Raw genomic sequence first — 23,634 nt, forward strand, 5'->3', positions numbered from 1 at the left:
GCATCCGCGAGCTGCGCAAGGAGGCGGGCACGGTCTTCCTGGTCAGTCACAACAACAAGTCGATCCGGGACACCTGTGACCGGGTGCTGTGGCTGGAGAAGGGCGAGCTCCTCATGGACGGCCCGACGGATCAGGTGCTGAAGGCCTACGAGGAGTACACCAACAAGTAGGTCCTGACCTGCGCGCCGGACCTGTCTGCGGGACCCGCGCGCCGGACTTGTGTGCCGAATCAGCGGGCCGCGCCGCACCAACCGGCTCTGCGGGGAACGCGATTGCCGACGGACGGAGGGGATTCCGGGCGGAATCCCTGCTGTCGCTCGCGCCCCCGGCGTACGCCGGTGACCTGCCCGACGTAAGCTGTAGCGGTGCTCCGGGGTGGGCGCGGCGTGTCCGAAATGGGAAGTTTCTTCCCAGCGGTGTAGAACGGGGGATGTGGCGGCCATGAAGATCGGGACCATCCAGCTCCAAAGCGCGTCCGCCGCGCGTGGGACGGGAAGCCCGCGGTGACCGCGGACGCGCAGTCGCGCGCCGTGCTCGACAAGGCCGCCCGCGAGAATTTCCCCGTTGCTCCGTTCTTCGTGCCGAAGGCGTGGCGTGCCGATCTGATGGCCATCTACGGCTTCGCACGGCTCGTCGACGACATCGGTGACGGCGATCTGGCCCATGGCGGCCGGGACGACGCCGCCCGGCTCGGCCTTCCGCGGGACGCCGCCGAGGACCGGCTCGCCATGCTCGACGCCTTCGAGGCCGATCTGCGGAAGGTGTTCGACGGGACCCCCCGGCATCCGCTGCTCCTGTCGCTGCAGCCCACCGTCCGCCGCCACCGGCTGACCCCCGAGCCCTTCGAGGGCCTGATCGAGGCGAACCGGCAGGACCAGCGGGTCCGGCGCTACGAGACGTACGACGACCTGCTCGCCTACTGCGAGCTGTCCGCCAACCCGGTGGGCCGGCTCGTTCTGGGGATCACGGGCACGTCGACCCCCGAGCGGAACCGCCGCTCCGACGCTGTCTGCACCGCGCTGCAGATCGTCGAGCACTTGCAGGACGTGGCCGAGGACCTCGGCCGTGACCGTATCTACCTGCCGGCACAGGACATGAAACGCTTCGGAGTCACCGAAGCGGACCTCGCCGCCCCCACCGCAGGCGCACAGGTGCGCGCACTGGTGGCATTCGAAGCGGAACGCGCCCGGGACCTTTTGAATGAAGGCACCCCTTTGGTGGGTAGCGTCCGTGGCAGGCTCAGGCTTCTGCTCGCCGGCTTCGTCGGCGGCGGGCGTGCCGCGCTGAAGGCGGTAGAGAGCGCGGGTTACGACGTGCTCCCGGGACCGCCGAAAGCCACCAGGCCAAGCCTGCTGCGCGAAGTGGGGTCGACATTGCGAAGAAAGGGGTGAGGCGGACCGTGAACGGTTCTGCCCACACGTCCGGGCCGGTTCTCGCCGCCTACCGTTACTGCGAGACCGTGACCGGGCACGAGGCCCGCAACTTCGCCTACGGCATCCGCCTGCTGCCCCTCCCCAAGCGGCAGGCCATGTCGGCCCTCTATGCCTTCTCCCGCCGCGTCGACGACATCGGCGACGGCGACCTCGACGCCGCGGTCAAGCAGATCCGGCTCGACGAGACCCGGGCCCTGCTGGCCCGGATCCGCGAGGGCGACATCCGTGAGGACGACACCGACCCGGTCGCGGTCGCGCTCGCGGACGCGTCCCGCCGTTTCCCGCTGCCCCTCGGCGGCCTCGATGAACTCATCGACGGCGTGCTGATGGACGTCCACGGAGAGACGTACGAGACCTGGGACGACCTCGCGGCGTACTGCCGCTGCGTCGCGGGAGCCATCGGGAGGCTCTCGCTGGGCGTATTCGGCACCGTCGGCACCGGCGGGCAGGGCGCCGACATGGAGCGCGCCGCCGGCTATGCCGACACCCTCGGCCTCGCCCTGCAACTCACCAACATCCTCCGGGATGTCCGGGAGGACGCGGGCAACGGCCGGACGTATCTGCCGGCCCAGGACCTCGCCAAGTTCGGCTGCGCGGCGGGCTTCCACTCGGACACCCCGCCGCCCGGCTCGGACTTCGCGGGCCTGGTGGAGTACGAAGTCCGGCGGGCCCGTGCCCTGTTCGCGACCGGATACCAGCTGCTGCCCATGCTCGACCGGCGCAGTGGCGCCTGTGTCGCCGCCATGGCGGGCATCTACCGCAGGCTGCTGGACCGGATCGCGGCCGATCCCGAGGCGGTGCTGCGCGGCCGGGTCTCGCTGCCGGGCCACGAGAAGGCGTACGTCGCCGTGCGCGGTCTGGCCGGACTGGACGCCCGCCGCTCGGCCCGGGGGCGCGGGTGATTCTGCCAGCAACCAGTCAGCCTCCCAGTGCGTCAGTGCCGGTGACGGTGTGCCGTGTCGCGCCGGGTGTCATCAGAGGGGGGAGGGCGTATGACGGAGCATGAGGTCGCGGGCCGCCCCTCGGGGGCGGCCGCGGTGGTCGTGGGCGGAGGTCTGGCCGGCACCACGGCGGCCCTGGCCCTGGCCGACGCCGGGCTGCGGGTGACGCTGATCGAATCGCGTCCCCGGCTGGGCGGACTGGCGTTCTCCTTCCGGCGCGGCGAGTTGACCATCGACAACGGGCAGCACGTCTTCCTGCGCTGCTGCACCGCCTACCAGTGGTTCATCGACCGGATCGCGGCCCGCGACCTGGTCACCCTGCAGGACCGGCTCGACGTGCCCGTACTGGACGCGTCGAACATGCGGCTCGGCCGGCTGCGCCGCGCCGCGCTGCCGGTACCGCTGCACCTGGCGGCGAGCCTCGCCACCTATCCGCACCTGTCGCTCAGGGAGCGGGTCACGGTCGGGCGCGCCGCGCTGGCGCTGCGCGTCCTGGACCTGGACGACCCGGCGCTGGACGACACCGACTTCGCGAGCTGGCTGCGGGACCGGGGCCAGTCCCCGCGCACCATCGAGGCGCTGTGGGACCTGGTGGGCGTCGCGACGCTCAACGCCACCGCGGCGAACGCCTCGCTGGGGCTGGCCGCGATGGTCTTCAAGACCGGGCTGCTGTCCGACGCAGCCGCCGCCGACATCGGCTGGGCCGCCGCGCCGCTCGGCGAACTGCACGACAACCGGGCCCGCGCGGCGCTGGACGCGGCGGGGGTACGGACCATGCTGCGGTCCCGCGTGACCGGTATCAAGCCGGTCGCCGAGGGCGGCTGGCGGGTCGACACCGAGACCGGTCCCGGCCAGGGCGGGCAGCTCGACGCCGGCACCGTCGTGCTGGCCCTGCCCCAGCGCGAGACCCACGGGCTGCTGCCCGAGGGGGCGCTGGACGATCCCGGCGCGCTGCTGCGGATCGGCACCGCACCGATCCTGAACGTGCATGTCGTCTACGACCGCAAGGTGCTCCGCCAGCCGTTCTTCGCCGCTCTCGGCAGTCCCGTCCAGTGGGTCTTCGACCGCACCGCGAGCTCGGGGCTGACGGGATCAGGCCAGTACCTGGCCGTCTCGCAGTCCGCCGCCGAGGACGAGATCGACCTGCCGGTCGCGGAGCTGCGCGAGCGGTACCTGCCGGAGCTGGAACGCCTGCTGCCCGCGGCCAGGGGCGCGGAGGTGACGGATTTCTTCGTCACCCGGGAGCGTACGGCGACCTTCGCCCCGGCTCCCGGCGTCGGGCGCCTGCGGCCGGGAGCGGTCACCCGCGCCCGCGGCCTGTACCTGGCCGGAGCGTGGACGGCCACCGGCTGGCCCGCGACCATGGAGGGCGCTGTGCGCAGCGGGCTGCACGCCTCCCGAGAAGCTTTGACCGCACTCGGCCTTCCGTTCGACAACGATGTTGCGAGGGCCGTATGAGCACAACCAGTGCAACCAGAGGAGAAATCGTGACCGCTGCCGGCGTCCTTGAGCTGCTGGAGCGCGGCCGCACCCTGTCCACACCGGTGCTCCGCTCGGCCGTGAACCGGCTCGCGTCCCCGATGGACACCGTCGCCGCCTACCACTTCGGCTGGATCGACGCGACCGGGCGGCCCGCCGACGGAGACGGCGGCAAGGCCGTACGCCCCGCGCTGGCCCTGCTGTCCGCCGAGGCGGCGGGCGTGGCGCCCGAGGTCGGCATTCCCGGCGCGGTCGCCGTCGAGCTGGTGCACAACTTCTCACTGCTGCACGACGACCTGATGGACGGCGACGAGCAGCGCAGGCACCGCGACACCGTGTGGAAGGTGCACGGACCCGCCCAGGCCATCCTGGTCGGTGACGCGCTGTTCGCGCTCGCCAACGAGGTGCTGCTGGAGCAGGGCACCGCGGAGGCGGGCCGGGCCACCCGGCGGCTCACCGTCGCGACCCGCAAGCTGATCGACGGCCAGGCCCAGGACATCTCCTTCGAGCACCGCGAGCGGGTCACCGTCGAGGAGTGCCTGGAGATGGAGGGCAACAAGACGGGCGCGCTGCTGGCCTGCGCCTCCTCCATCGGGGCGGTGCTCGGCGGCGCGTCGGAGTCCGACGCCGACGCGCTGGAGGAGTACGGCTATCACCTCGGGCTGGCCTTCCAGGCGATCGACGACCTGCTCGGGATCTGGGGCGACCCGGCCTCGACCGGCAAGCAGACCTGGAGCGATCTCCGGCAGCGCAAGAAGTCGCTCCCCGTGGTCGCGGCCCTGGCGGCGGGCGGCCGGGCCTCGGAGCAACTCGGTGAACTCCTCGCCGCGGATGCGAAGAATCCTGAAACAGGTGCGTTCAGTGAGGAAGAGTTCGCACTCCGTGCGGCGTTGATCGAGGAGGCGGGAGGCCGGGAGTGGACCTCGCAGGAAGCCCGCCGGCAGTACGCCACCGCAATCGCCGCACTGGATAAAATGGACATGCCGGACGTAATTCAACGTAAGCTCGTAGGCCTGGCGGATTTTGTGGTGGTTCGCGAGAAATAAAGATCTAACGTGGAGCGCAGCACGTCGCCGACCGAGCACGTGTAACGGTCGACGGCAGCCCCAACACCGCAGAAGTCTCAACTGCAAAGGGGAAGCCATGACAGCGACGACCGACGGCAGTCCGGGGGCCCCAGCCCCCCAGGCACCTTCGGCCAGCACCACCTCGGCACCGCGCCCCGTACGGATCGGCAGTGCCGAAGCGGTGGCGGAGCGTGCCGCGCAGCGCGCCGCCGCCAACCTCCTGGCCGGCCAGCATCCTGACGGATGGTGGAAGGGCGACCTCGAGACCAACGTGACGATGGACGCCGAGGACCTGCTGCTCCGTCAGTTCCTGGGCATCCAGGACGAGCGGACCACGCAGGCCGCCGCCCGCTGGATCCGCTCGCTGCAGCGGGACGACGGGTCGTGGCCCACCTTCCACAGCGGGCCGGGGGACCTGTCCGCGACGATCGAGGCATACGTCGCGCTGCGGCTGGCGGGGGACGGTCCGGGGGCGCCCCATATGGCGGACGCCTCGGCGTGGGTGCGGGCGGCCGGCGGTGTCGCGGGGGCCAGGGTCTTCACCAGGATCTGGCTGGCCCTGTTCGGCTGGTGGCGTTGGGAGGACCTCCCCGAGCTCCCTCCGGAGATCATCTATCTCCCCAAGTGGTTCCCGCTCAACATCTACGCCTTCGGCTGCTGGGCCCGGCAGACCATCGTGCCGCTCACCGTCGTCGCCGCCCACCGGCCGGTCCGTCCGGCGCCCTTTCGGATCGATGAGCTGCACAGCGACCCCGCGCAGCCCAACCCGCCGCGCCCGCACGCCCCGCTCGCCAGCTGGGACGGCCTCTTCCAGCGGCTGGACCGGGCCCTGCACCTCTACCGCAGGATCGGCGTCCGGCCGCTGCGCCGTACCGCGCTCAAGGTGTGTGCGCGCTGGATCATCGAGCGCCAGGAGGACGACGGCTGCTGGGGCGGCATCCAGCCGCCCGCCGTGTACTCGGTCATCGCCCTCCACCTCCTCGGCTATGAACTCGACCACCCCGTCGTGCGAGCGGGGCTCGACTCGCTCGATCGTTTCGCCGTCTGGCCCGACGAGGACACCCGCATGATCGAGGCCTGTCAGTCGCCGGTCTGGGACACCTGCCTCGCCACCATCGCCCTCGCCGACGCCGGAGTACCGGCCGACCACCCCGCGCTCGTCAAGGCCGTCGACTGGATGCTCGACGAACAGATCACCAAGCCCGGGGACTGGGCGGTGCAGCGGCCGGGGTTGCAGCCGGGCGGCTGGGCCTTCGAGTTCCACAACGACAACTACCCGGACATCGACGACACCGCCGAGGTCGTGCTGGCCCTGCTGCGGGTCGAGCACCCCGATCCGGGGCGGGTCGACGCGGCCGTGGAGCGGGCCGTCCGCTGGAACGTCGGCATGCAGTCGAAGAACGGCGCCTGGGGCGCCTTCGACGCCGACAACACCAGCGCCTTCCCCAACCGGCTGCCGTTCTGCGACTTCGGCGAAGTCATCGACCCGCCGTCCGCCGACGTCACCGCGCATGTGGTGGAGATGCTCGCCGCCCTCGGCCTGGAGCGCGACCCCCACACCCGGCGCGGCATCGACTGGCTGCTGGCCGAGCAGGAGGAGAACGGAGCCTGGTTCGGCCGCTGGGGAGTCAACTACATCTACGGCACCGGATCGGCGGTGCCCGCGCTGACCGCCGCCGGACTCCCGGTGAGTCATCCCGCCATCCGACGGGCCGTCAACTGGCTGAAGAGCGTGCAGAATTCGGACGGCGGATGGGGCGAGGACCTGCGGTCGTACTCCGACCAGGAGTGGATCGGCCGCGGTGTCTCGACCGCCTCGCAGACCGCCTGGGCGCTGCTCGCGCTGCTGTCGGCCGGCGAGCGTGACAACGAGGCCGTGGAGCGCGGGGTGTGCTGGCTGGCCGAGACGCAGCAGGACGACGGCTCCTGGGACGAGCCGCAGTTCACCGGGACCGGGTTCCCCCGGGACTTCTCCATCAACTACCACCTGTACCGCATCGTCTTCCCGCTCACCGCGCTCGGGCGCTATGTCCGTGGGGAGCCGCTGGGCGGCGTGGGGAACGTGGGGAAGGGGAAGGTGGCCGGATGACGGCCCTGCTCGTGGTCTGCGCCCTTGGCATCGAACGGTTCGCCCTGCGGGGCGGGGACCGGAGCGGTGCCGCGGGGCCGGTCGCCCTGCTGCGCACCGGCATGGGACCACGGGCCGCGGAACGTGCGGTCACCGAGGCGCTCCGCGCCCCTGAACTGCACGACGCGGCGGTGCTCGCCACCGGCTTCTGCGCCGGACTCGCCCCCGGCATGCGGCCCGGCGATCTCGTCGTCTCGGACGAGACCTGCGGCGCCGGACAGCTGTCCGCCGCGCTCGAAGCGGCGGGACACACCGTTCACACCGGACGCCTCGCCGGGTCCGGCCATGTCGTACGGGGCGCGGAACGGTCCGCCTTGCGGTCGACAGGAGCGATCGCGGTCGACATGGAATCCACCGCAATACTGCGCGCCGCCCTGGCGCGCGGACCCCGGCCCGTCGCCGCCGTCCGCGTTGTTGTCGACACTCCCGAGTATGAACTGCTCCGTGTCGGCACGCTGCGCACCGGAATTACCGCATTCCGCGTGCTAAGGGCTATTGTTCCTGCCTTTTTCGAATGGCACCGTACTACCGCTGTGCTCTCCTGGAGGTGAGCTAGATGGCTATGCCGCTCCGCCAGTCCATCCGGGTCGGAACGTACCTCGTGGAACAGAAGCTCCGACGCCGCGAGAAGTTCGCTCTGATCGTGGAACTTGAGCCGCTCTTCGCCTGCAACCTCGCCTGCGAAGGCTGTGGCAAGATCCAGCATCCGGCAGGTGTCCTCAAGCAGCGCATGCCGGTCGCCCAGGCGGTCGGCGCGGTGCTCGAATCCGGCGCTCCGATGGTGTCCATCGCCGGCGGCGAGCCCTTGATGCATCCTCAGATCGACGAAATCGTGCGGCAGTTGGTCGCCAAGAGGAAGTACGTCTTCCTGTGCACCAACGCCATGCTGCTGCGCAAGAAGATCGAGAAATTCACGCCGTCGCCGTACCTCGCCTTCGCCGTGCACATCGACGGACTGCGGGAGCGGCACGACGAGTCCGTCGCCAAGGAGGGCGTGTTCGACGAGGCCGTGGAAGCCATCAAGGACGCCAAGAAGCGCGGCTTCCGGGTCACCACCAACTCGACCTTCTTCAACACCGACACGCCGCAGACCGTTATCGAGGTCCTCAATTACCTCAATGACGAGCTCAAGGTCGACGAGATGATGATCTCGCCCGCCTACGCGTACGAGAAGGCGCCCGACCAGGAGCACTTCCTGGGCGTCGAGCAGACCCGGGAACTGTTCAAGAAGTCCTTCGCGGACGGCAACCGCAAGAAGTGGCGGCTCAACCACAGCCCGCTCTTCCTCGACTTCCTGGAAGGCAAGGCGGACTTCCCCTGCACCGCGTGGGCCATCCCCAACTACTCGCTCTTCGGCTGGCAGCGTCCCTGCTATCTGATGAGCGACGGATATGTGCCCACGTACAAGGAGCTCATCGACGAGACCGACTGGGACAAGTACGGCCGCGGCAAGGACCCGCGCTGCGCCAACTGCATGGCGCACTGCGGCTACGAGCCGACCGCCGTACTCGCCACGATGGGCTCCCTCAAGGAGTCGATCCGCGCCGCCCGTGAGACGGTGGCCGGAAACCGCGGGAAGTGACAGCGCGATGCGAGGCATCGAGCCAGTAGCGCTCGGCCTGCCCGCCGTACCGTCCCGTCCGCTCTCGGTGCGCCGCCACTCGCGGCGCACCGAAAGCGGGTCGGTCGCGGTGGGATGGGACGCTCCGGTGTCCGTGCAGTCGATGACGGTGACGTGACGGCGGACGTGAACGCGACGCTGCAGCAGATCGCCGAGCAGATGGAATCCGACGGTGCCTTCTCCGGAGCACCGGAAGTCACTGTCGGCTGATCGCAGCAATCCCGGTAGGGGGGAACGAGGTCCATCGTGTCGATACTGGAGAACATCCGAGGCCCGCGCGACCTGAAGGCACTGCCCGAGACCCAGCTCAATGAACTCGCCTCCGATATCCGCCACTTCCTGGTGCAGGCGGTGGCCAGAACCGGCGGCCATCTGGGACCCAATCTGGGCGTGGTCGAGCTGACCATCGCCCTGCACCGCGTTTTCGACTCGCCCGCCGACCGCGTCCTGTGGGACACCGGGCACCAGTCCTACGTCCACAAACTGCTCACCGGCCGGCAGGACTTCTCCAAGCTGCGCGGCAAGGGCGGCCTGTCCGGCTATCCGTCGCGAGCCGAGTCCGAGCACGACGTGATCGAGAACAGCCACGCCTCCACGGTGCTCGGCTGGGCCGACGGCCTGGCCAAGGCCAACCAGGTGCTGGGCAAACAGGACCATGTGATCGCGGTCATCGGTGACGGCGCCCTGACCGGCGGTATGGCCTGGGAGGCGCTCAACAACATCGCGGCGGCCAAGGACCGTCCGCTGATTATCGTCGTCAACGACAACGAGCGCTCGTACGGGCCGACGATCGGCGGGCTGGCCAATCATCTGGCGACGCTGCGCACCACCGACGGCTACGAGCGCTTCCTGGACTGGGGCAAGAACCTGCTGCAGCGGACTCCGGTCGTGGGGCAGCCGCTGTACGAATCCCTGCACGGCGCGAAGAAGGGCTTCAAGGACGCCTTCGCCCCCCAGGGGATGTTCGAGGACCTGGGGCTGAAGTACGTCGGCCCGATCGACGGGCACAACATCGCGGCCGTCGAGTCGGCGCTGCGCCGAGCCGCCCGCTTCCACGGCCCCGTGCTGGTCCACTGCCTCACCCAGAAGGGCCGCGGCTATGCGGCGGCGGAGCAGGACGAAGCCGACCGCTTCCACACCGTCGGCGCCATGGACCCGCTCACCTGCGAGCCGCTCGCGCCCTCCAACGGCCCCTCGTGGACCTCGGCGTTCGGCGACGAGATGCTGCGGATCGGCGAGGAGCGGCCTGACGTCGTCGCCATCACGGCGGCGATGCTGCAGCCGGTCGGCCTGGGCGCGTTCGCCGCCAGGTTCCCGCGCCGGGTGTACGACGTCGGTATCGCCGAGCAGCATGCCGCCGTCTCGGCGGCGGGCCTGGCCACCGGTGGTCTGCACCCCGTGGTCGCGGTGTACGCGACGTTCCTGAACCGGGCGTTCGACCAGGTGCTGATGGATGTGGCGCTGCACAAGTGCGGGGTCACCTTCGTCCTGGACCGGGCGGGTGTCACCGGCGTGGACGGCCCGTCCCACAACGGCATGTGGGACATGTCGATCCTCCAGGTCGTGCCCGGCCTGCGGATCGCCGCCCCGCGCGACGCCGACCAGCTGCGCACCCAGCTCCGGGAGGCCGTCGACGTTCACGATGCCCCTACGGTGGTCCGGTTCCCCAAGGAGACGGTGGGCGAACCGGTGCCGTCCACCGGCCGGATCGGCGGACTCGACGTACTGCTGCGCGGCGAGCGGCAGGATGTGCTGCTCGTCTCGGTCGGCGCGCTCGCCGGCACCTGCCTGGCGGTGGCGGAGCTGCTGGGCGAACGCGGCATCGGCGTCACCGTCGTCGACCCGCGCTGGGTCAAGCCGGTCGACGCCGCGCTGCCGCCGCTCGCCGCCCAGCACCGCATGGTGGCCGTCGTCGAGGACAACGGCCGGGCGGGCGGGGTCGGTTCGGCGATCGCCCAGGCACTGCGCGACGCCGACGTCGATGTACCCCTGCGCGACTTCGGCATCCCGCTGGACTTCCTGCCCCATGCCAAACGCGGCGAAGTGCTCGCCGACATCGGACTCACCCCGGCCGAGATCGCCGGCCGGATCAGCGCCACGCTCGCCCGCCGGCCCGTCCGTACCGGGGTGAGCGACCTCGTGAGCGACCTCGTCAGCGACCTCGTGGGCGACATCCTGAGCGATGGCGCAGTCAACGACGCAAGCAAGGAGCAGCCACCCGATGACACCGTCTGATTCGCCGCCCGTGCCCAAGGGCTTCGACATCGCGGCACTCCTCGCCGAACGCGGCGGCGAGCGCTACGACCTGCACACCAAGTACCTCAACCACCAACTGCCGCGCATGCTGCACACCATCGGCTTCGACAAGGTCTACGAGCGGGCCGAGGGCGCGCACTTCTGGGACGCCGAGGGCCAGGACTATCTCGACATGCTCGCCGGCTTCGGGGTGATGGGCCTGGGCCGGCACCACCCCGTCGTCCGCAGGGCGCTGCACGACGTGCTGGACGCGGGGCTCGCCGACCTGACGCGCTTCGACTGCCAGCCGCTGCCCGGGCTGCTCGCCGAGAAGCTGCTCACCTACAGCCCCCACCTGGACCGGGTGTTCTTCGGCAACAGCGGCACCGAGGCCGTCGAGACCGCGCTGAAGTTCGCCCGCTACGCCACCGGCCGGCCGAGGATCCTGTACTGCTCGCACGCCTTCCACGGGCTGACGACGGGGTCGCTGTCGGTCAACGGCGAGGACGGCTTCCGCGACGGCTTCGCCCCGCTGCTGCCCGACACCGCGATCGCACTCGGCGATCTGGACGCGCTGGAACGGGAGTTGAAGCGCGGCGACGTCGCCGCGCTGATCGTGGAGCCCATCCAGGGCAAGGGCGTCCACGCGACCCCGCCCGGCTATCTCCGCACCGCGCAGGAGCTGCTCCACAAGCACAAGGCGCTGCTCATCGCCGACGAGGTGCAGACCGGCATCGGGCGCACCGGCGACTTCTACGCCTACCAGCACGAGGCGGGGGTCGAGCCCGATCTGCTCTGCGTGTCCAAGGCGCTGTCGGGCGGCTATGTGCCGGTCAGCGCCACCCTCGGCAAGGACTGGATCTTCAAGAAGGTCTACTCCTCGATGGACCGGGTGCTGGTGCACTCCGCCAGCTTCGGCTCCAACGCCCAGGCGATGGCGGCAGGGCTGGCGACGCTGTCCGTGCTGGACGACGAGGGCGTCGTCGCCAACGCCCGGCACATGGGCGACCTGCTGCGGACCCGGCTGGCCGCCCTCGTGGACCGCTACGAGCTGCTGCGCGAGGTGCGCGGGCGCGGCCTGATGATCGGCATCGAGTTCGGCAAGCCGACCTCGCTCGGCCTGCGCAGCCGGTGGGCCATGCTCCAGGCCGCCCGCAAGGGGCTGTTCGCGCAGATGGTGGTCGTGCCGCTGCTGCAGCGGCACCGGATCCTGACACAGGTCTCGGGCGATCACCTGGAGGTCATCAAGCTGATCCCGCCCCTGATCATCGACGAGGCGGACGTCGACCGTTTCGTCGAGGCGTTCACCGCCGTGATGGACGACGCGCACGGCGGCGGCGGGCTGATGTGGGACTTCGGCCGGACGCTGGTCAAGCAGGCGGTCGCCAATCGGTGAGGACGGGGCAGCGAATGGTGGATTCCGGGCCGCCGCGGTGACGGCCTTTTCCCCGTGCGCGGGAGGGGTACCGCAGCAGCGGGCGAAATTCGTGAGCGTGACCTTCGGCCGCCCCTTCGGCTTTCTCGCGGTGCACCACGCCACCGGGCTGGTGCTGGCCGCGGGCTGGGTCACCGACCCGCACGACGCGGTCGTGGACGAGAGGTGGGCCGGGTGGTGACTCCGGCGCCCCTGTGTCGGTCAGAACGTCTCAGTCGTCCAGAACGCCTCAGTCGTCGGTGAGGAGCAGCTCGCGCAGCCGCGCGCGCCGCTCGTCCGTACAGCCGAGGCCCTCCGTCAGATAGCGGTCGACGGACCCCCACCGCTCGTCGATGGTGTCGAACGCGGCCGTCAGGTATTCCAGCCGGGCCTCGAAGAGCGGGCTGAGCAGTTTCATGACCTCGGGGTCGATGGCGGCGCCGGTGCTGCCGTCGCCGCGCCGGACCTTGTAGCGGCGGTGGGCCGCGTTGCTCTCCAGGTAGTCGGCCTCGATGGCGGCGTGGTCGACGCCGAGGGCGAGCAGGATGATGGCGATCGACGTGCCGGCCCGGTCCTTGCCCGCCGCGCAGTGCAGCAGGGCCGGTACGGCCGCTTCCTCGGCCAGCAGCTCCAGCATGCGGCTGTGCTGCGCGGTGCGGTCCAGGATGAGCTGCCGGTAGGCGGTGGTCATCCGCTCGGCGCCCTTGCCGTCGCCGAGGGCGGCGCGCAGCGCGTCGAGGTCGCCGTCGCGGACGGTGTGCCAGAAGTCGGCGCCATGGGCGGGGTCGCTGAGCGGCATATTGACGTTGCGGACCCCCGGCAGGTCGACGTCGGGGCCTTCCATCCTGATGTCGTCGGCGTTGCGGAAGTCGAAGACCGTGTGGAGTCCGAGGGCGGCCAGGAACGCCGCGTCCTGGTCGGTGGTGTGCGCGAGATGGCCGCTGCGGAACAGCTTTCCCGGCCGGACCCGGCGGCCGTCGGCTGCCGGGAGCCCGCCCAGGTCACGGAAGTTGCGGACGCCGGTCAGTTCGGGCTCGCTCCCGGAGGCGTTCCCGGTCGCGCTCCGGGTCGGGTTTCCGGTCTCGGGCCCGGTGTCGGTCGAGGCGGACTGCGGCAGCTGCTGGGTCACCGGCGCTCCTTCGGGTCGAGGCTCAGAGCTCGGGGCTGAACCTCAGCCGACGATACGACACCGGGCGCGCGGACGTACCGGCCGGTATGTGCCCGCCGGGGCATTGCCTTCGGATTGCGTCCGCGTGACGATGTGCGGACGTGATCGGAATAGGGGAGTTCTGATGATCGAGACGGGCGGAACCGGGCGGCTGTGGCTGATCTCGGGGCCGGGCAGCAGCTACGCGATGCGGCTGACCGATCGCGATGAGCTGCTCCACCTGCACTGGGGCGCCCGGATCCGGCTCGACGACGCCGAGGCTCTGGCCGCGGAACCGCTCCCGGACGAGCGCCCCTTCGAGTCCGCGCTCGACGGGCACGAGGAGTACCCCGTCGAGGGCGGCCCGCGATTCGTCCGGCCCGCGCTGTCGGTCCGTGACGACACGGCGCGCGGCACCGAATGGTGCTTCGAGGAGGCCGAGACCGCCGACGACGAGTTGCGGCTGCACTTCCACGACTCCGTCCACCACCTCGATCTGACGCTGCACTACCGGATGCGGGAAGGCTGCGACGTCGTCGAGCGGTGGACCACCGCCAGCCATGTGCCCAACGGCCACACCGGCTCCGTCGAGCTGCTGCGCGCCGACTCCGCCGCCTGGACGCTGCCGGAACGTGACGGGTGGCGGCTGTCGCACCTCCACGGCCGCTGGGCGGCCGAGACCCGGCTGGCCCGTACCGGACTCACCGCCGGCGAGAAAGTGATCGGCAGCCGCCGCGGTCACACCGGACACCATCACCTGCCGTGGATCGGCCTCGACGCGGGCGACGCGGGCGAGGAGCACGGCGAGGTGTGGACCGCGGCGCTGGCGTGGTCCGGTTCCTGGCGCATCGCCGTGCAGCAGCTGCCCGACGGCCGGGTCCAGGCCGTCGGCGGAGCGGGGCACGACGACGCGGGACTGCTGCGCCTGGAGCCGGGGGAGTCCTTCACCACTCCGGTCTTCGCCGGGCTCTACGCGGACGGCGGCTTCGGCGCCGCCAGCCGGGCCTGGCACGCCTACCAACTGGCACACGTGATCCCGGACGGGGCGCATCCGCGGCCGGTGCTCTACAACTCCTGGGAGGCGACCGGCTTCGAGGTCGGCGAGGAGCAGCAGCGCGAACTCGCCCGCCGGGCGGCCGATATGGGCGTGGAGCTGTTCGTCGTCGACGACGGCTGGTTCGGTGCCAGGACCAGCGACCGCGCCGGGCTGGGGGACTGGGACGCCAACCCGGACCGTTTCCCGAACGGGCTCAAACCGCTCGCCGACGATGTGCACGCCCTCGGCATGCGGTTCGGCATCTGGGTCGAGCCGGAGATGGTCAACCCCGACAGCGACCTCTACCGCGCGCACCCGGACTGGGTACAGCACCAGCGCGGACGGCGCCGCACCGAGTACCGCAATCAGCTCATCCTCAACCTCGCTCGCGAGGATGTGCGCGAACACCTGTGGGAGCGGCTGGACGCGCTGCTGCACAGCGCCCCCGTCGACTACATGAAGTGGGACTTCAACCGGTGCTTCACCGACGCCGGCTGGCCCGGCGAGCCCTATCCGCAGCGCCTGTGGGTCGACCACGTCCACGGGCTGTACGGGCTGCTGGACCGGCTGCGGTCCGCCCACCCCGGCGTCGCCTTCGAATCCTGCTCGGGGGGCGGCGGCCGGGTGGACCTCGGAATCCTGTCCCGCACCGACCAGGTGTGGACCTCGGACAACACCGACCCGCTGGACCGGCTGCCGATCCAGTACGGCTTCAGCCAGCTGCACCCCGCCCGGGTGATGGCCGCCTGGGTCACCGACAGCCCCGGCACGATGCTCAACCACCGCGTCAGCAGCCTGCGTTTCCGCTTCGTGAGCGCCATGGCCGGGGTGCTCGGCGTCGGCGGCGACCTGACGGAGTGGAGTCCGGCGGAACTGGCCGAGGCCCGGGACTGGGTGGGGCTCTACAAGACGATCCGGCCGGTGGTGCAGTACGGCGACCTGTACCGGCTGCGCCCTCCCGGCGACGGCGGGCTCAGCGCGGTGCAGTACGTGCGCGGCGACAAGACCGTCGTCCTCGCCTGGCTGCACGCGCAGTCCTTCGGCGAACCGCAGCCGCCGCTGCGGCTGCGCGGCCTGGACCCGGCGGCCGCGTACGAGGATCTCGCGACCGGGACCGTGCACCGGGGTGCCGTTCTCGCCACGCGGGGGCTGCGCACCGGGCTCGCCGGTGATCTGGACGCCGCCGTATTCCAGCTCCGCCGGATATGACCTCGTGTTCTAAATCACGCCACGTCAACCCCCGGTTACGATGGCGTAGGTCACTTCGCGAGGGGAAGTATGGGCTGACGTGGCTGACGATTCGAATACAAACAACAGTGGCGCGATCGGGTCGTACACCGCGGTGGGGGACAGCTTCACCGAGGGCGTCGGCGACCCTGGTCCTGACGGCGCGTTCGTCGGCTGGGCCGACCGCCTGGCCGTACAACTCGCCGATCGGCGCCCCGACAGCGAACATTCCGGGGGCTTCGCCACCGGAGACTTCCGCTATGCCAACCTCGCCGTACGCGGCCGGCTGCTCGACCAGATCGTGGCCGAGCAGGTGCCGCGCGCCAAGGAGCTCGCACCGGACCTGGTGACCTTCTGCGCCGGCGGCAACGACATCCTGCGGCTGGGCAGCAACCCGGACGATGTGGCCGAGCGCCTCGAGGCGGCCGTCGCCGACCTCACCTCCTCGGTCGGCACCGTGCTGGTCTGCACCGGTTTCGACACCCGTGACGTCCCGGTGCTGCGCCATCTGCGCGGCAAGATCGCCACGTACACGGCACACGTCCGGTCGATCGCGGACCGCCATGACTGCCCGGTGCTCGACCTGTGGTCGCTGCGCTCGGTGCAGGACCGGCGGGCGTGGAGCGACGACCGGCTGCACCTCTCCCCCGAGGGGCACACCCGGGTCGCGCTGCGTGCCGCGCAGGTGCTCGGCCTCGATGTGTGCGCCGATCCCGACCAGCCCTGGCCGCCGGAGCCGCTGCGGGCTCCGGGCGATGTACGCCGCGACAACATCCACTGGGCCCGCGAGCACCTCGTGCCGTGGATCGGACGGCGGCTGCGCGGCGCATCGTCCGGAGATCACGTCGAGCCCAAGCGTCCGGATCTGCTCCCGCTGTAGGAGCCCAGTCAGTAATGAGTCAGTGATGGGGGACCGGGGCCGGCGTTACGGGTAGCGGCGCGCGGGAGCGCAGGCCAGCTCGGCCCAGACCACGCGCCCCATGCCGTCCTCGGTCGGGCCCGCCCCCCAGGCCTTCGACAGAACGCTGACGAGCAACAGCCCGCGCCCGCACTCCTCATCGAACTCGGCGCTGCGGCTGCGCGGCTCGGTCGGCCCGTCGCCCTGGTCGGCGACCTCCAGGCGCAGGACGCGGCCGAGAGCCCACAGGGAACAGGTGATCTTCTCGCTGTCGGTGTGGCGGACCGCGTTGGTGAACAGCTCGGTCACCACCAGCCCGGCGTCATCGGTGACTTCGAGGTCCACGCCCCACTCGCGCAGCCGCGCCCGGACCCGTCCGCGCGCATCCGCCACGGAGGCGTTCTGCGCGGGGAGCCGGAAGACGTCATGGCGGCCGGGATGGGTCAAGCCGTCATGACGCGCCACCCGGAGAGCGTCATAGGAAGAGGCCACTCCGCAACTATGCGGGTCGTGCAGAACACATGGCAAGGTCCGTTCTGCAAATTACACAATCACATGTACAGGCTGTCTGGTCCGCTGACGGCATGGCACACTGCCTTCTACTGAGGGAAGTTGGAGGAGAGGCTCGTGACGGACGCACGGCCGGGAGGCGCCCCGACCGTACTGCGGGTGGTGCTCGGCAAACGGCTCCAGGATCTGCGGGAGAAAGCGGGCCTGACCTATGAGCAGGCCGGCCTGGCTCTCGATGTCACCCATGCCACGGTCCGGAGGATGGAGAAGGCCGAGGTCGGCCTCAAACTGCCCTACGTCGAGAAGCTGCTCCTGACCTACGGAGTCACCGATCCCGGCGAGGTCAGCGGCTTCCTCGCCCTCGCCCGCGAAGCGAACCGCCCCGGCTGGTGGCACCGCTTCCGCGACGTACTGCCCGAGTGGTTCAGCGCGTTCGTCAGCCTGGAGGGCGAAGCCAGCCTCATCCGCGCCTATGAGCCACACTATGTGCCGGGGCTCCTCCAGACCGAGGCTTACGCACGCGCGGTGCTGCGGGCCGGACTGCCGCACGCCTCCGTCGAGGAGATCGACCGCGGAGTGGCGCTGCGGCTGGAGCGGCAGGCCCTGCTCACCCGGGAGAAGGCGCCCGTGCTGTGGGTCGTGATGGACGAGACGGTGCTGCGCCGGCCGATCGGCGGCCCCGATGTCATGCGCGCCCAGATCGCCCACCTGACCGAGCTCACCACGCTGCCCAACGTACGGCTCCAGGTGATGCCGTTCTCGGCCGGCCCGCATCCCGCGATGTACGGGCCCTTCCACATCTTCCGCTTCGAGATCCAGGAACTGCCGGACATCGCCTACACGGAGAGCCTGATCGGCGGCGCGTACTTCGACGAACGCGACGATGTGTCGGCCTTCCTGGAGGCGCTGGACCGGATGTGCGCGCAGGCCGCGCCGGCACAGAGCACCAAGGCCATCCTCGGTGGCATTCGCAAGGAGATCTGAACCATGGGTCGCATATACAACGGCATGCCCGCGAAAGACCTCGGCCACGAGGGCTGGCGCAAGCCGTGGAGCGGCGGCAACGGCGGCAGTTGCGTCGAAGCCAAGAAACTGAACGACGGCCGGGTGGCACTACGCCAGTCCACCGACCCCGACGGTCCGGCGCTTATCTACACCAACCACGAGATCACGACCTTCATCCAGGGCGCGAAGGCCGGCGACGCGGACTTCCTGCTGTGACCGCCGCGCCTTCCGCGATGGCCCTGGACGGCACGGACGCTGTGAATTCTGTGCACTTCGCAAGACGAACAGAACTGAACCGGAGGACCGCGTGACCGAGCAGGGATTTCCCGCCGACGCGATAGACACCAGCATTCCGCACCCGGCCCGCATGTACGACTTCTACCTCGGCGGCTGGGACAACTACGAGGTCGACCGGACCGCCGCGCAGCGGGTCATCGACGTGCTCCCCGACATCATCCCCGGGGCCCGCGCCAACCGTGATTTCCTCCACCGCAGTGTGCGTTTCCTGGCGGAGTCGGGTATCCGTCAGATCATCGACATCGGCACCGGCATCCCCACCTCACCGAACACCCATGAAGTCGCGCAGGCCGTGTCGCCCGATGTGCGGGTGGCGTACATCGACAACGACCCGATCGTGGCCACCCACGCCGGCGCCCGGATGACCGGCAGCGGCAACACCGAGTTCTTCCTCGGTGACGTGCGGCAGCCGCGCTCCATCCTTGACCATCCGACGATCGGCAAACTGATCGACTTCGGCCAGCCGGTCGCCGTTCTCCTCATCGCCGTCCTCCACTTCGTCACCGACGAGGAGGACCCGGCCGGCATCGTGGCCACCCTGCGCGACGCGCTGCCCGAGGGCAGCTATCTGGTGATGTCACACGCCACGGCCGAATTCCACGGCGGCAGCCTCCCCGAGGTCAACAAGGTCTACGAAGGCGCCACCGCCACCCTGAATGTGCGCAAGCGCGTCGAGATCGAGCCTTTCTTCGACGGATTCGACCTTCTCGATCCGGGCCTGGTGCAGGTCCCGCTATGGCGGCCGGACGGCCCGGATCCGACTCCCGAGGAGGTCAGCCGGATCGGCTTCTACGGCGGGGTCGCCCGCAAGAGCTGAATGGGCGCCGCGGGTCTCCGTTCCCCTCATTCCGCCACCGCCGTGAAGCGGTGTACGACGCCCTCGCTGTTCCAGGGCTCGGCCGGTTCCGACAGGTCGACTTCGACCCCCGACGGTTCCAGCGCGTCGCGCAGGCGCTGGGCGATGGGGTCGCTGAGGAAGTGGTGGTGCAGATCCAGCCATTGGAGATGAGTGAGCGGCTGACCCGCCAGCAGCGCGGCGGCGCCGTTGTCGGTGAGGACGCCCAGGGACAGGTCGAGGGAAGTGAGCCGGGCCACGACCGGGGCGGAGGCGACGGCCGCGGCGATCTCGTCCTGGATCTCGCTGTTGCGCAGGCCCAGATGGTGAAGGGCTGGGAAGCGGGTGCCCGCCAGGATCGGGGCGAGGTCGGCGATGGTGGCATCGCCGCTGTACTCCTCGACACCGAGCCACAGTTCGAGGTATTCCAGCGCGGGCAGCTCGCTCGCGGCGACGCCGCGCACGACATCGGCGGGCAGGCCGCCGGCCTCGAACGTCAGCGTGCGCAGGTGCTCGTGCCGCACGGCGGGAAACAGCAGGCCGGTCCCGCCACGGGCACCGAACTCCCGCAACTCCGGATAGGCCGCCAGGACGGGCGTGACATCGGACTGCTCGATCCAGGAGATCTCGGCCTGTTCCGGTTCCAGATCGCCGATGAACACGGCCTCCAGAGCGGTCAGCCGGTGCTTGGCGTCGACCAGGTCCTCGACGATGCCGGTGGAGTCCTCCTCATAGGCCTCGCCCCACTGGCCGATGATGATCGCCCGCACCCGTGAAGGATCGACGGTGTCCAGAAACCGGTCCCAGACATCTCCGAACTCCTCGTCGGAGTCGTCATCGTGGGGATCCGCGGTGAGCCGCCAGGCGACGGCATCCGGCGCGGGCAGCTCGTCCTTGCTGTCCGGCCCGGGGAAGTCGAAGGCGGGGAGGCCGTGCAACTCGTGCAAGTGCTCTACGGCTGACATGACGCGGGTCTCCTGACACAGGCGGTCCGTCCTGATGACTCATCTGCGAAAAGTTGTATCAAGTGGCACTGACATCGCAGTCCCATGATTTGCCTCTCAGGCAAAGAATTTGCCCGAGAGGCAATGGATGCTGTTCCATCGAGTCCATGGACATCGATTCCGCGTCCGACGAGACGCTGGTCCTCGCCCCGCGCCTGAAGGAACAGCGCCGCCGTACCGGCCTCACCCTGGAGGCCGCTGCGCGGCGGCTCGAGCTGTCCGCCGCGCATCTGTCACGAATGGAATCCGGGCTCCGGCAGCCCTCGCTGCCGGTGCTCCTCGGGCTGGCCCGGTTGTACGGGACGACCGTCTCCGACCTGCTGGGGGAGACGACCGCCGACCCGTTCCCCATCGTACGCGGCGGCAGTATGGAACCGGTGCCCGCCGGAGGCTGGACCTACTGGCGGGCCGGCGGCACCGGCCGGGCGATGCAGGCCCTGCGGGTCCATGTGCCGCCCGAGGCCCAGGACCGGCTGGTCCGCGTGCACCCCGGCGAGGAGTGGCTCTACGTCACGGGTGGCCGGCTGCGGCTCACCCTCGGCGGGAGCACCCATGTGCTGGACGCCGGTGACGCGGCGCACTTCGACTCCCTGGTGCCGCACCGCCTCGCGGCGGCCTCACCGGAAGGGGCCGACCTGCTGTTCCTGCACACCCTGATGCAGAGCGAGACCGCGAGTTTGTGTATAGCGCCGCAGGACGCGACGAGAGCCGGAGACCCGACATGAACGACGCCGTCACCAACAACGCCGTCACCAACAACGCCGCCAGTGCCGATATCAACAACGCCGGCAACAACGCCATCAACAGCGGCACCGGTCGCCCGCGCCATGAGCCGCTCGCCCCTGAGCTGCGCACCAGCGAGGGGAGCGAGCGGCGCAAGGAGCGGGCCGTGGTTCTGCGGGTCCTGGTCTACGTGGTCGTCGCGCACATCCTGGCCGCGTTCATCTGGCTGCTGTTCGTGCTCGGGGCCCACAGCAACTGAGCGCGGCGCCCCCAGCCTCGCGCCCCGACCCCGCGCCCCGACCGCTCAGAGGAACGCCGAGACCGTCCTGACGAAGCACCCCGCGTCGTCCAGCCAGGGGAAATGACCGCCTCCCGGCAGCACGGCGACCTCGGCCCGGGGAAAGAGCGCCGCGATCTCGCCGGCGATACGGGGGAGCGGGCCGCTGTCGCGTTCTCCGGCCAGGACCAGGACCGGAGCATCGAAGGCGCCGAGGGCGGCCCGGGTGGCGGCCGGGTCGAAGGCACCCTCCGAGATGTAGATCTCGGAGGCCCCGGCGTTGGTCTGCCGGACGTCGGCCGCCGCGTGCGCCTGGGCCGCCGCGTCCCAGCGGCCGTAGTAGAGCGGGGCGGCGGCGTCCCAGTCCGCGTCCGTCTCCTTCCCGGCGAAGATCGACTCGAGAGCGGCCATCATGGGCCCGGCATACGGCTCGTCCTTGCGGAGCGCGGCAGCCTCCCGCCGGTGCTGCTCGGTGTACTCGATGCCGACCGCGCGGGCGCTGGGCGTGACCAGGACCAGGCTGCTCACCCGCCGGGGATGCCCGGCCACATAGCGCACGGCGAGGTTCGCCCCGGCCGAATGCGCCAGCAGGTCGAAGGTGTCCAGGCCGAGATGTTCGCGCAGCGCCTCGATATCGCCGGTCTGCCGGTCGCAGCGGTACGTCGCCGGGTCGGCGGGGACGGCCGAGTCGCCGGTGCCGCGCAGATCCAGCAGCACCAGCTGCCGGTGTGCGGACAGCCCGCCCAGGTCACCGAGGTATTCGGAGGCCCGCATCGGGCCGCCGGGCACGCAGAGCAGCGGCGGACCCTCTCCCGTCACGTGGTAGGTCAGCCCGGTTCCGTCGGGAGCGGTGAAGTTCGGCATGCCGGGATCTTCACAGCCGTCTCCCGGCGGAGGCAAGGAGGATTTTCACGCCGGTCCCGCCCGAGCGCGACCGCCCCTACTTCGCATCCGGCGCGGTGAGCGTGACACCCGCGAACTCCGTGATGAAACCGGCGCCGAGGGCCTTGGACGGTGTCTGCGTTCCCGGCGGCAGACCGGCGAGCCTCGGCATGATCCGCAGCACCGACTCGACGGTCAGCTCGTAGGCGTTCGGCATCATCAGTGTGGCCTGCGCGCTGCGCCCCTCCTCGTCACTGGCCAGCGCCCAGGCCTCGGAATGCGTTCCGGCCAGGGCTTTCGCACTGGGTCCGCGGACCAGAGCGCCGATGGCGGCGCGGGCCACGGCCTGCGCCGCGGGCAGCCGCATCACCCGGCCGAAGACGGCGGCCCCGGGCGGCACCGAGGTGTACGTCGTGATGTTCGGGATGCCCGTCGAGTAGTAGGCGGTGCTGACATCGCCCCACGGGATGGCGGTGACCGTCCGCGGACCGGAGGCGAACGCCGCCCTGGTCCGGCGCCAGCCGATCGGCACGGTCCTGATCTCACCGTCGATGCGGGCCTTCCCGCCGCTCGGGAGACTCTCGATCGCGGTCCTGGCGGTTCCGGGGCTGGCGCTCCTGCCGGGCAGGAACGCCAGGTCGAGGCGGGTCGCGGAGGGCAGGGCCGCCGCGACCGTGGCGGCGAGGCAGTCGGTCGGCACGACGTCGAAGCCGGCGCCCGGCAGCAGGACGACCTTGGCGGCGCGGGCCTGCCCGTCCAGGGCGTGCAGCTGCTCGAAGACATCGATTTCGCCGGTGATGTCCAGATAGTGGGTTCCGGTGTCCAGGCAGGCCCGCGCCATGGGAAGCGCCGTCGCCGAGAACGGTCCCGCGCAGTGGGCGACCGACTCGACGCCCTCCAGCCCGCGTCGTACGGCGGCCGGGTCGTCGAGGGCGAAAATCCGGTGCTCAAGGCCGAGTTCGGCGGCCAGCGGCGCGATCTTCGCGATGCTGCGGCCCGCGAGTACGATCCGCTCACCGCGAGCCGCGGCCCGCCGGGCGATCAGCCGGCCGGTGTATCCGGTGGCCCCGTACAGCATCCAGGTCATGGAACACGTCCTTCCGGAGGGCGGTCCGGCGTCGCGCCGCCGGTATTGCAGTGTGTCGTACGCGGCCGGGCATGCGAGGCTTGGCCCGTAACCGAACGAAACCAGGAGGCCCCCCATGACTGCCGAGGCATCAGACCAAGACGCGACCGAGGCGACCGAGGTGCCCGACACTGCGGACGCGGCCGCCGACGCCGAGCCGGCCGAGGACGAGGTGAAGCGCAAGTTCCGCGAAGCCCTGGAGCGCAAGCGCGGCGGACCGAAGGGGAACGCCGTCGTCGGCGGACCGGACCAGTCGAAGATCCACGGTGCCCACGGGCGCGCCGGAGGACAGCGCGAATTCCGCCGCAAGAGCGGCGGCTGATCCGCACGGCCGAGGTCAGGGAAGGCA

General features: G+C 70.5%; 23 protein-coding genes and 2 pseudogenes. 20 read left to right on the forward strand and 5 right to left on the reverse strand.

The annotated features are described in order from the left end of the window. The 12 genes and pseudogenes from QMK24_RS32025 to QMK24_RS41580 all read left to right on the forward strand — a co-directional run. A pseudogene (locus tag QMK24_RS32025) lies at nt 1-170 on the forward strand (ABC transporter ATP-binding protein); the annotation flags it as partial. Between the two features lie 333 nt (nt 171-503). Continuing rightward, nucleotides 504-1,391, forward strand: coding sequence for a squalene synthase HpnC (gene hpnC, locus QMK24_RS32030; protein ID WP_283470365.1), 888 nt, complete (start codon nt 504-506; stop codon nt 1,389-1,391). Next, nucleotides 1,388-2,335 (forward strand): presqualene diphosphate synthase HpnD, encoded by a 948-nt coding sequence (hpnD, locus tag QMK24_RS32035; RefSeq protein WP_283470366.1) that lies wholly within the window; start codon nt 1,388-1,390, stop codon nt 2,333-2,335. The genes hpnC and hpnD overlap by 4 nt, the downstream gene beginning before the upstream one ends. Before the next feature lie 90 nt (nt 2,336-2,425). Beyond that, the gene (gene hpnE / locus QMK24_RS32040) at nt 2,426-3,832 is read left to right on the forward strand and encodes a hydroxysqualene dehydroxylase HpnE (protein WP_283470367.1); all 1,407 of its coding nucleotides are present in this window, start codon (nt 2,426-2,428) and stop codon (nt 3,830-3,832) included. Continuing rightward, complete coding sequence (locus QMK24_RS32045; RefSeq protein WP_283470368.1) at nt 3,829-4,899, forward strand: polyprenyl synthetase family protein; 1,071 nt, start codon at nt 3,829-3,831, stop codon at nt 4,897-4,899. The genes hpnE and QMK24_RS32045 overlap by 4 nt, the downstream gene beginning before the upstream one ends. 97 nt (nt 4,900-4,996) lie before the next feature. Beyond that, a complete protein-coding gene (gene shc / locus QMK24_RS32050) occupies nt 4,997-7,009 on the forward strand; it encodes a squalene--hopene cyclase (RefSeq protein ID WP_283470369.1) in 2,013 nt (670 codons plus the stop codon). Beyond that, complete coding sequence (locus tag QMK24_RS32055) at nt 7,006-7,599, forward strand: phosphorylase family protein (RefSeq protein WP_283470370.1); 594 nt, start codon at nt 7,006-7,008, stop codon at nt 7,597-7,599. The genes shc and QMK24_RS32055 overlap by 4 nt, the downstream gene beginning before the upstream one ends. Before the next feature lie 5 nt (nt 7,600-7,604). Beyond that, entirely contained in the window at nt 7,605-8,630 is a 1,026-nt protein-coding gene (hpnH, locus tag QMK24_RS32060) for an adenosyl-hopene transferase HpnH (protein ID WP_283470371.1), read from the forward strand. 7 nt (nt 8,631-8,637) lie between these two features. Then, a pseudogene (locus QMK24_RS32065) lies at nt 8,638-8,825 on the forward strand (flavodoxin-dependent (E)-4-hydroxy-3-methylbut-2-enyl-diphosphate synthase); the annotation flags it as partial. Between the two features lie 90 nt (nt 8,826-8,915). Beyond that, nucleotides 8,916-10,904, forward strand: coding sequence for a 1-deoxy-D-xylulose-5-phosphate synthase (gene dxs / locus QMK24_RS32070; protein WP_283470372.1), 1,989 nt, complete (start codon nt 8,916-8,918; stop codon nt 10,902-10,904). After that, nucleotides 10,891-12,300, forward strand: coding sequence for an aspartate aminotransferase family protein (locus QMK24_RS32075; protein ID WP_283470373.1), 1,410 nt, complete (start codon nt 10,891-10,893; stop codon nt 12,298-12,300). The genes dxs and QMK24_RS32075 overlap by 14 nt, the downstream gene beginning before the upstream one ends. A 97-nt stretch (nt 12,301-12,397) precedes the next feature. Next, a complete protein-coding gene (locus QMK24_RS41580) occupies nt 12,398-12,520 on the forward strand; it encodes a hypothetical protein (RefSeq protein WP_349307902.1) in 123 nt (40 codons plus the stop codon). A 48-nt stretch (nt 12,521-12,568) separates the two neighbouring features. Here the strand turns inward: QMK24_RS41580 and QMK24_RS32085 are convergent, their stop codons facing one another. Continuing rightward, complete coding sequence (locus tag QMK24_RS32085) at nt 12,569-13,345, reverse strand: tyrosine-protein phosphatase (RefSeq protein WP_283470401.1); 777 nt, start codon at nt 13,343-13,345, stop codon at nt 12,569-12,571. Between the two features lie 265 nt (nt 13,346-13,610). Between QMK24_RS32085 and QMK24_RS32090 the strand changes: the two genes are divergently transcribed. Together QMK24_RS32090 and QMK24_RS32095 are read left to right on the forward strand one after the other, a co-directional pair. Then, on the forward strand, nt 13,611-15,710 hold the full coding sequence (locus QMK24_RS32090) for an alpha-galactosidase (protein WP_283470375.1): 2,100 nt from the start codon (nt 13,611-13,613) through the stop codon (nt 15,708-15,710). 79 nt (nt 15,711-15,789) lie between these two features. Further along, nucleotides 15,790-16,608, forward strand: coding sequence for an SGNH/GDSL hydrolase family protein (locus QMK24_RS32095; RefSeq protein ID WP_283470376.1), 819 nt, complete (start codon nt 15,790-15,792; stop codon nt 16,606-16,608). 45 nt (nt 16,609-16,653) lie between these two features. Here the strand turns inward: QMK24_RS32095 and QMK24_RS32100 are convergent, their stop codons facing one another. Beyond that, entirely contained in the window at nt 16,654-17,118 is a 465-nt protein-coding gene (locus QMK24_RS32100; RefSeq protein WP_283470377.1) for an ATP-binding protein, read from the reverse strand. A gap of 135 nt (nt 17,119-17,253) precedes the next feature. Between QMK24_RS32100 and QMK24_RS32105 the strand changes: the two genes are divergently transcribed. The 3 genes from QMK24_RS32105 to QMK24_RS32115 all read left to right on the forward strand — a co-directional run bounded on the left by QMK24_RS32105 (nt 17,254) and on the right by QMK24_RS32115 (nt 19,255). Beyond that, nucleotides 17,254-18,120, forward strand: a complete 867-nt coding sequence (locus tag QMK24_RS32105; RefSeq protein ID WP_283470378.1) for a Sco1979 family transcriptional regulator — start codon at nt 17,254-17,256, stop codon at nt 18,118-18,120. Nucleotides 18,121-18,123: 3 nt separating this feature from the next. Next, entirely contained in the window at nt 18,124-18,357 is a 234-nt protein-coding gene (locus QMK24_RS32110; protein WP_283470379.1) for a DUF397 domain-containing protein, read from the forward strand. Nucleotides 18,358-18,448: 91 nt separating this feature from the next. After that, a complete protein-coding gene (locus QMK24_RS32115) occupies nt 18,449-19,255 on the forward strand; it encodes an SAM-dependent methyltransferase (protein WP_283470380.1) in 807 nt (268 codons plus the stop codon). 26 nt (nt 19,256-19,281) lie between these two features. On the opposite strand, the gene QMK24_RS32120 is transcribed toward QMK24_RS32115, so the two are convergent. Then, the gene (locus QMK24_RS32120) at nt 19,282-20,238 is read right to left on the reverse strand and encodes an STM4015 family protein (protein WP_283470381.1); all 957 of its coding nucleotides are present in this window, start codon (nt 20,236-20,238) and stop codon (nt 19,282-19,284) included. 146 nt (nt 20,239-20,384) lie between these two features. Between QMK24_RS32120 and QMK24_RS32125 the strand changes: the two genes are divergently transcribed. After that, nucleotides 20,385-21,002 carry a helix-turn-helix domain-containing protein gene (locus QMK24_RS32125; RefSeq protein WP_283470382.1) on the forward strand — a complete coding sequence of 206 codons (618 nt, stop codon included), beginning with the start codon at nt 20,385-20,387 and terminating at the stop codon, nt 21,000-21,002. Beyond that, the gene (locus QMK24_RS32130; protein WP_283470383.1) at nt 20,999-21,259 is read left to right on the forward strand and encodes a DUF6126 family protein; all 261 of its coding nucleotides are present in this window, start codon (nt 20,999-21,001) and stop codon (nt 21,257-21,259) included. Before QMK24_RS32125 ends, QMK24_RS32130 begins: the two co-directional genes overlap by 4 nt. Before the next feature lie 45 nt (nt 21,260-21,304). Here QMK24_RS32130 and QMK24_RS32135 read toward each other — a convergent pair whose 3' ends face one another. Both QMK24_RS32135 and QMK24_RS32140 read right to left on the reverse strand, forming a co-directional pair. Next, nucleotides 21,305-22,141 (reverse strand): alpha/beta fold hydrolase, encoded by an 837-nt coding sequence (locus QMK24_RS32135; protein WP_283470384.1) that lies wholly within the window; start codon nt 22,139-22,141, stop codon nt 21,305-21,307. A 76-nt stretch (nt 22,142-22,217) separates the two neighbouring features. Further along, on the reverse strand, nt 22,218-23,246 hold the full coding sequence (locus QMK24_RS32140; RefSeq protein ID WP_283470385.1) for a saccharopine dehydrogenase family protein: 1,029 nt from the start codon (nt 23,244-23,246) through the stop codon (nt 22,218-22,220). A 115-nt stretch (nt 23,247-23,361) separates the two neighbouring features. On the opposite strand from QMK24_RS32140, the gene QMK24_RS32145 reads away from it, so the two are divergent. Then, entirely contained in the window at nt 23,362-23,607 is a 246-nt protein-coding gene (locus QMK24_RS32145) for a DUF5302 domain-containing protein (protein WP_283470386.1), read from the forward strand. Nucleotides 23,608-23,634 lie beyond the last annotated feature (27 nt).

The sequence above is a fragment of the Streptomyces sp. PH10-H1 genome, assembly GCF_030063355.1.
GTDB lineage: Bacteria > Actinomycetota > Actinomycetes > Streptomycetales > Streptomycetaceae > Actinacidiphila.

Excerpts from the sequence above, each read along its gene's own strand:
- QMK24_RS32120 (WP_283470381.1), bottom strand. The coding sequence starts at position 20,238 with ATGTCAGCCGTAGAGCACTTGCACGAGTTGCACGGCCTCCCCGCCTTC.
- QMK24_RS32140 (WP_283470385.1), bottom strand. The coding sequence starts at position 23,246 with ATGACCTGGATGCTGTACGGGGCCACCGGATACACCGGCCGGCTGATC.
- QMK24_RS32125 (WP_283470382.1), top strand. The coding sequence starts at position 20,385 with ATGGACATCGATTCCGCGTCCGACGAGACGCTGGTCCTCGCCCCGCGC.
- hpnE (WP_283470367.1), top strand. The coding sequence starts at position 2,426 with ATGACGGAGCATGAGGTCGCGGGCCGCCCCTCGGGGGCGGCCGCGGTG.
- QMK24_RS32055 (WP_283470370.1), top strand. The coding sequence starts at position 7,006 with ATGACGGCCCTGCTCGTGGTCTGCGCCCTTGGCATCGAACGGTTCGCC.
- QMK24_RS32135 (WP_283470384.1), bottom strand. The coding sequence starts at position 22,141 with ATGCCGAACTTCACCGCTCCCGACGGAACCGGGCTGACCTACCACGTG.
- QMK24_RS32075 (WP_283470373.1), top strand. The coding sequence starts at position 10,891 with ATGACACCGTCTGATTCGCCGCCCGTGCCCAAGGGCTTCGACATCGCG.
- QMK24_RS32130 (WP_283470383.1), top strand. The coding sequence starts at position 20,999 with ATGAACGACGCCGTCACCAACAACGCCGTCACCAACAACGCCGCCAGT.
- QMK24_RS32045 (WP_283470368.1), top strand. The coding sequence starts at position 3,829 with ATGAGCACAACCAGTGCAACCAGAGGAGAAATCGTGACCGCTGCCGGC.
- hpnH (WP_283470371.1), top strand. The coding sequence starts at position 7,605 with ATGGCTATGCCGCTCCGCCAGTCCATCCGGGTCGGAACGTACCTCGTG.
- QMK24_RS32145 (WP_283470386.1), top strand. The coding sequence starts at position 23,362 with ATGACTGCCGAGGCATCAGACCAAGACGCGACCGAGGCGACCGAGGTG.
- QMK24_RS32090 (WP_283470375.1), top strand. The coding sequence starts at position 13,611 with ATGATCGAGACGGGCGGAACCGGGCGGCTGTGGCTGATCTCGGGGCCG.
- QMK24_RS32110 (WP_283470379.1), top strand. The coding sequence starts at position 18,124 with ATGGGTCGCATATACAACGGCATGCCCGCGAAAGACCTCGGCCACGAG.
- shc (WP_283470369.1), top strand. The coding sequence starts at position 4,997 with ATGACAGCGACGACCGACGGCAGTCCGGGGGCCCCAGCCCCCCAGGCA.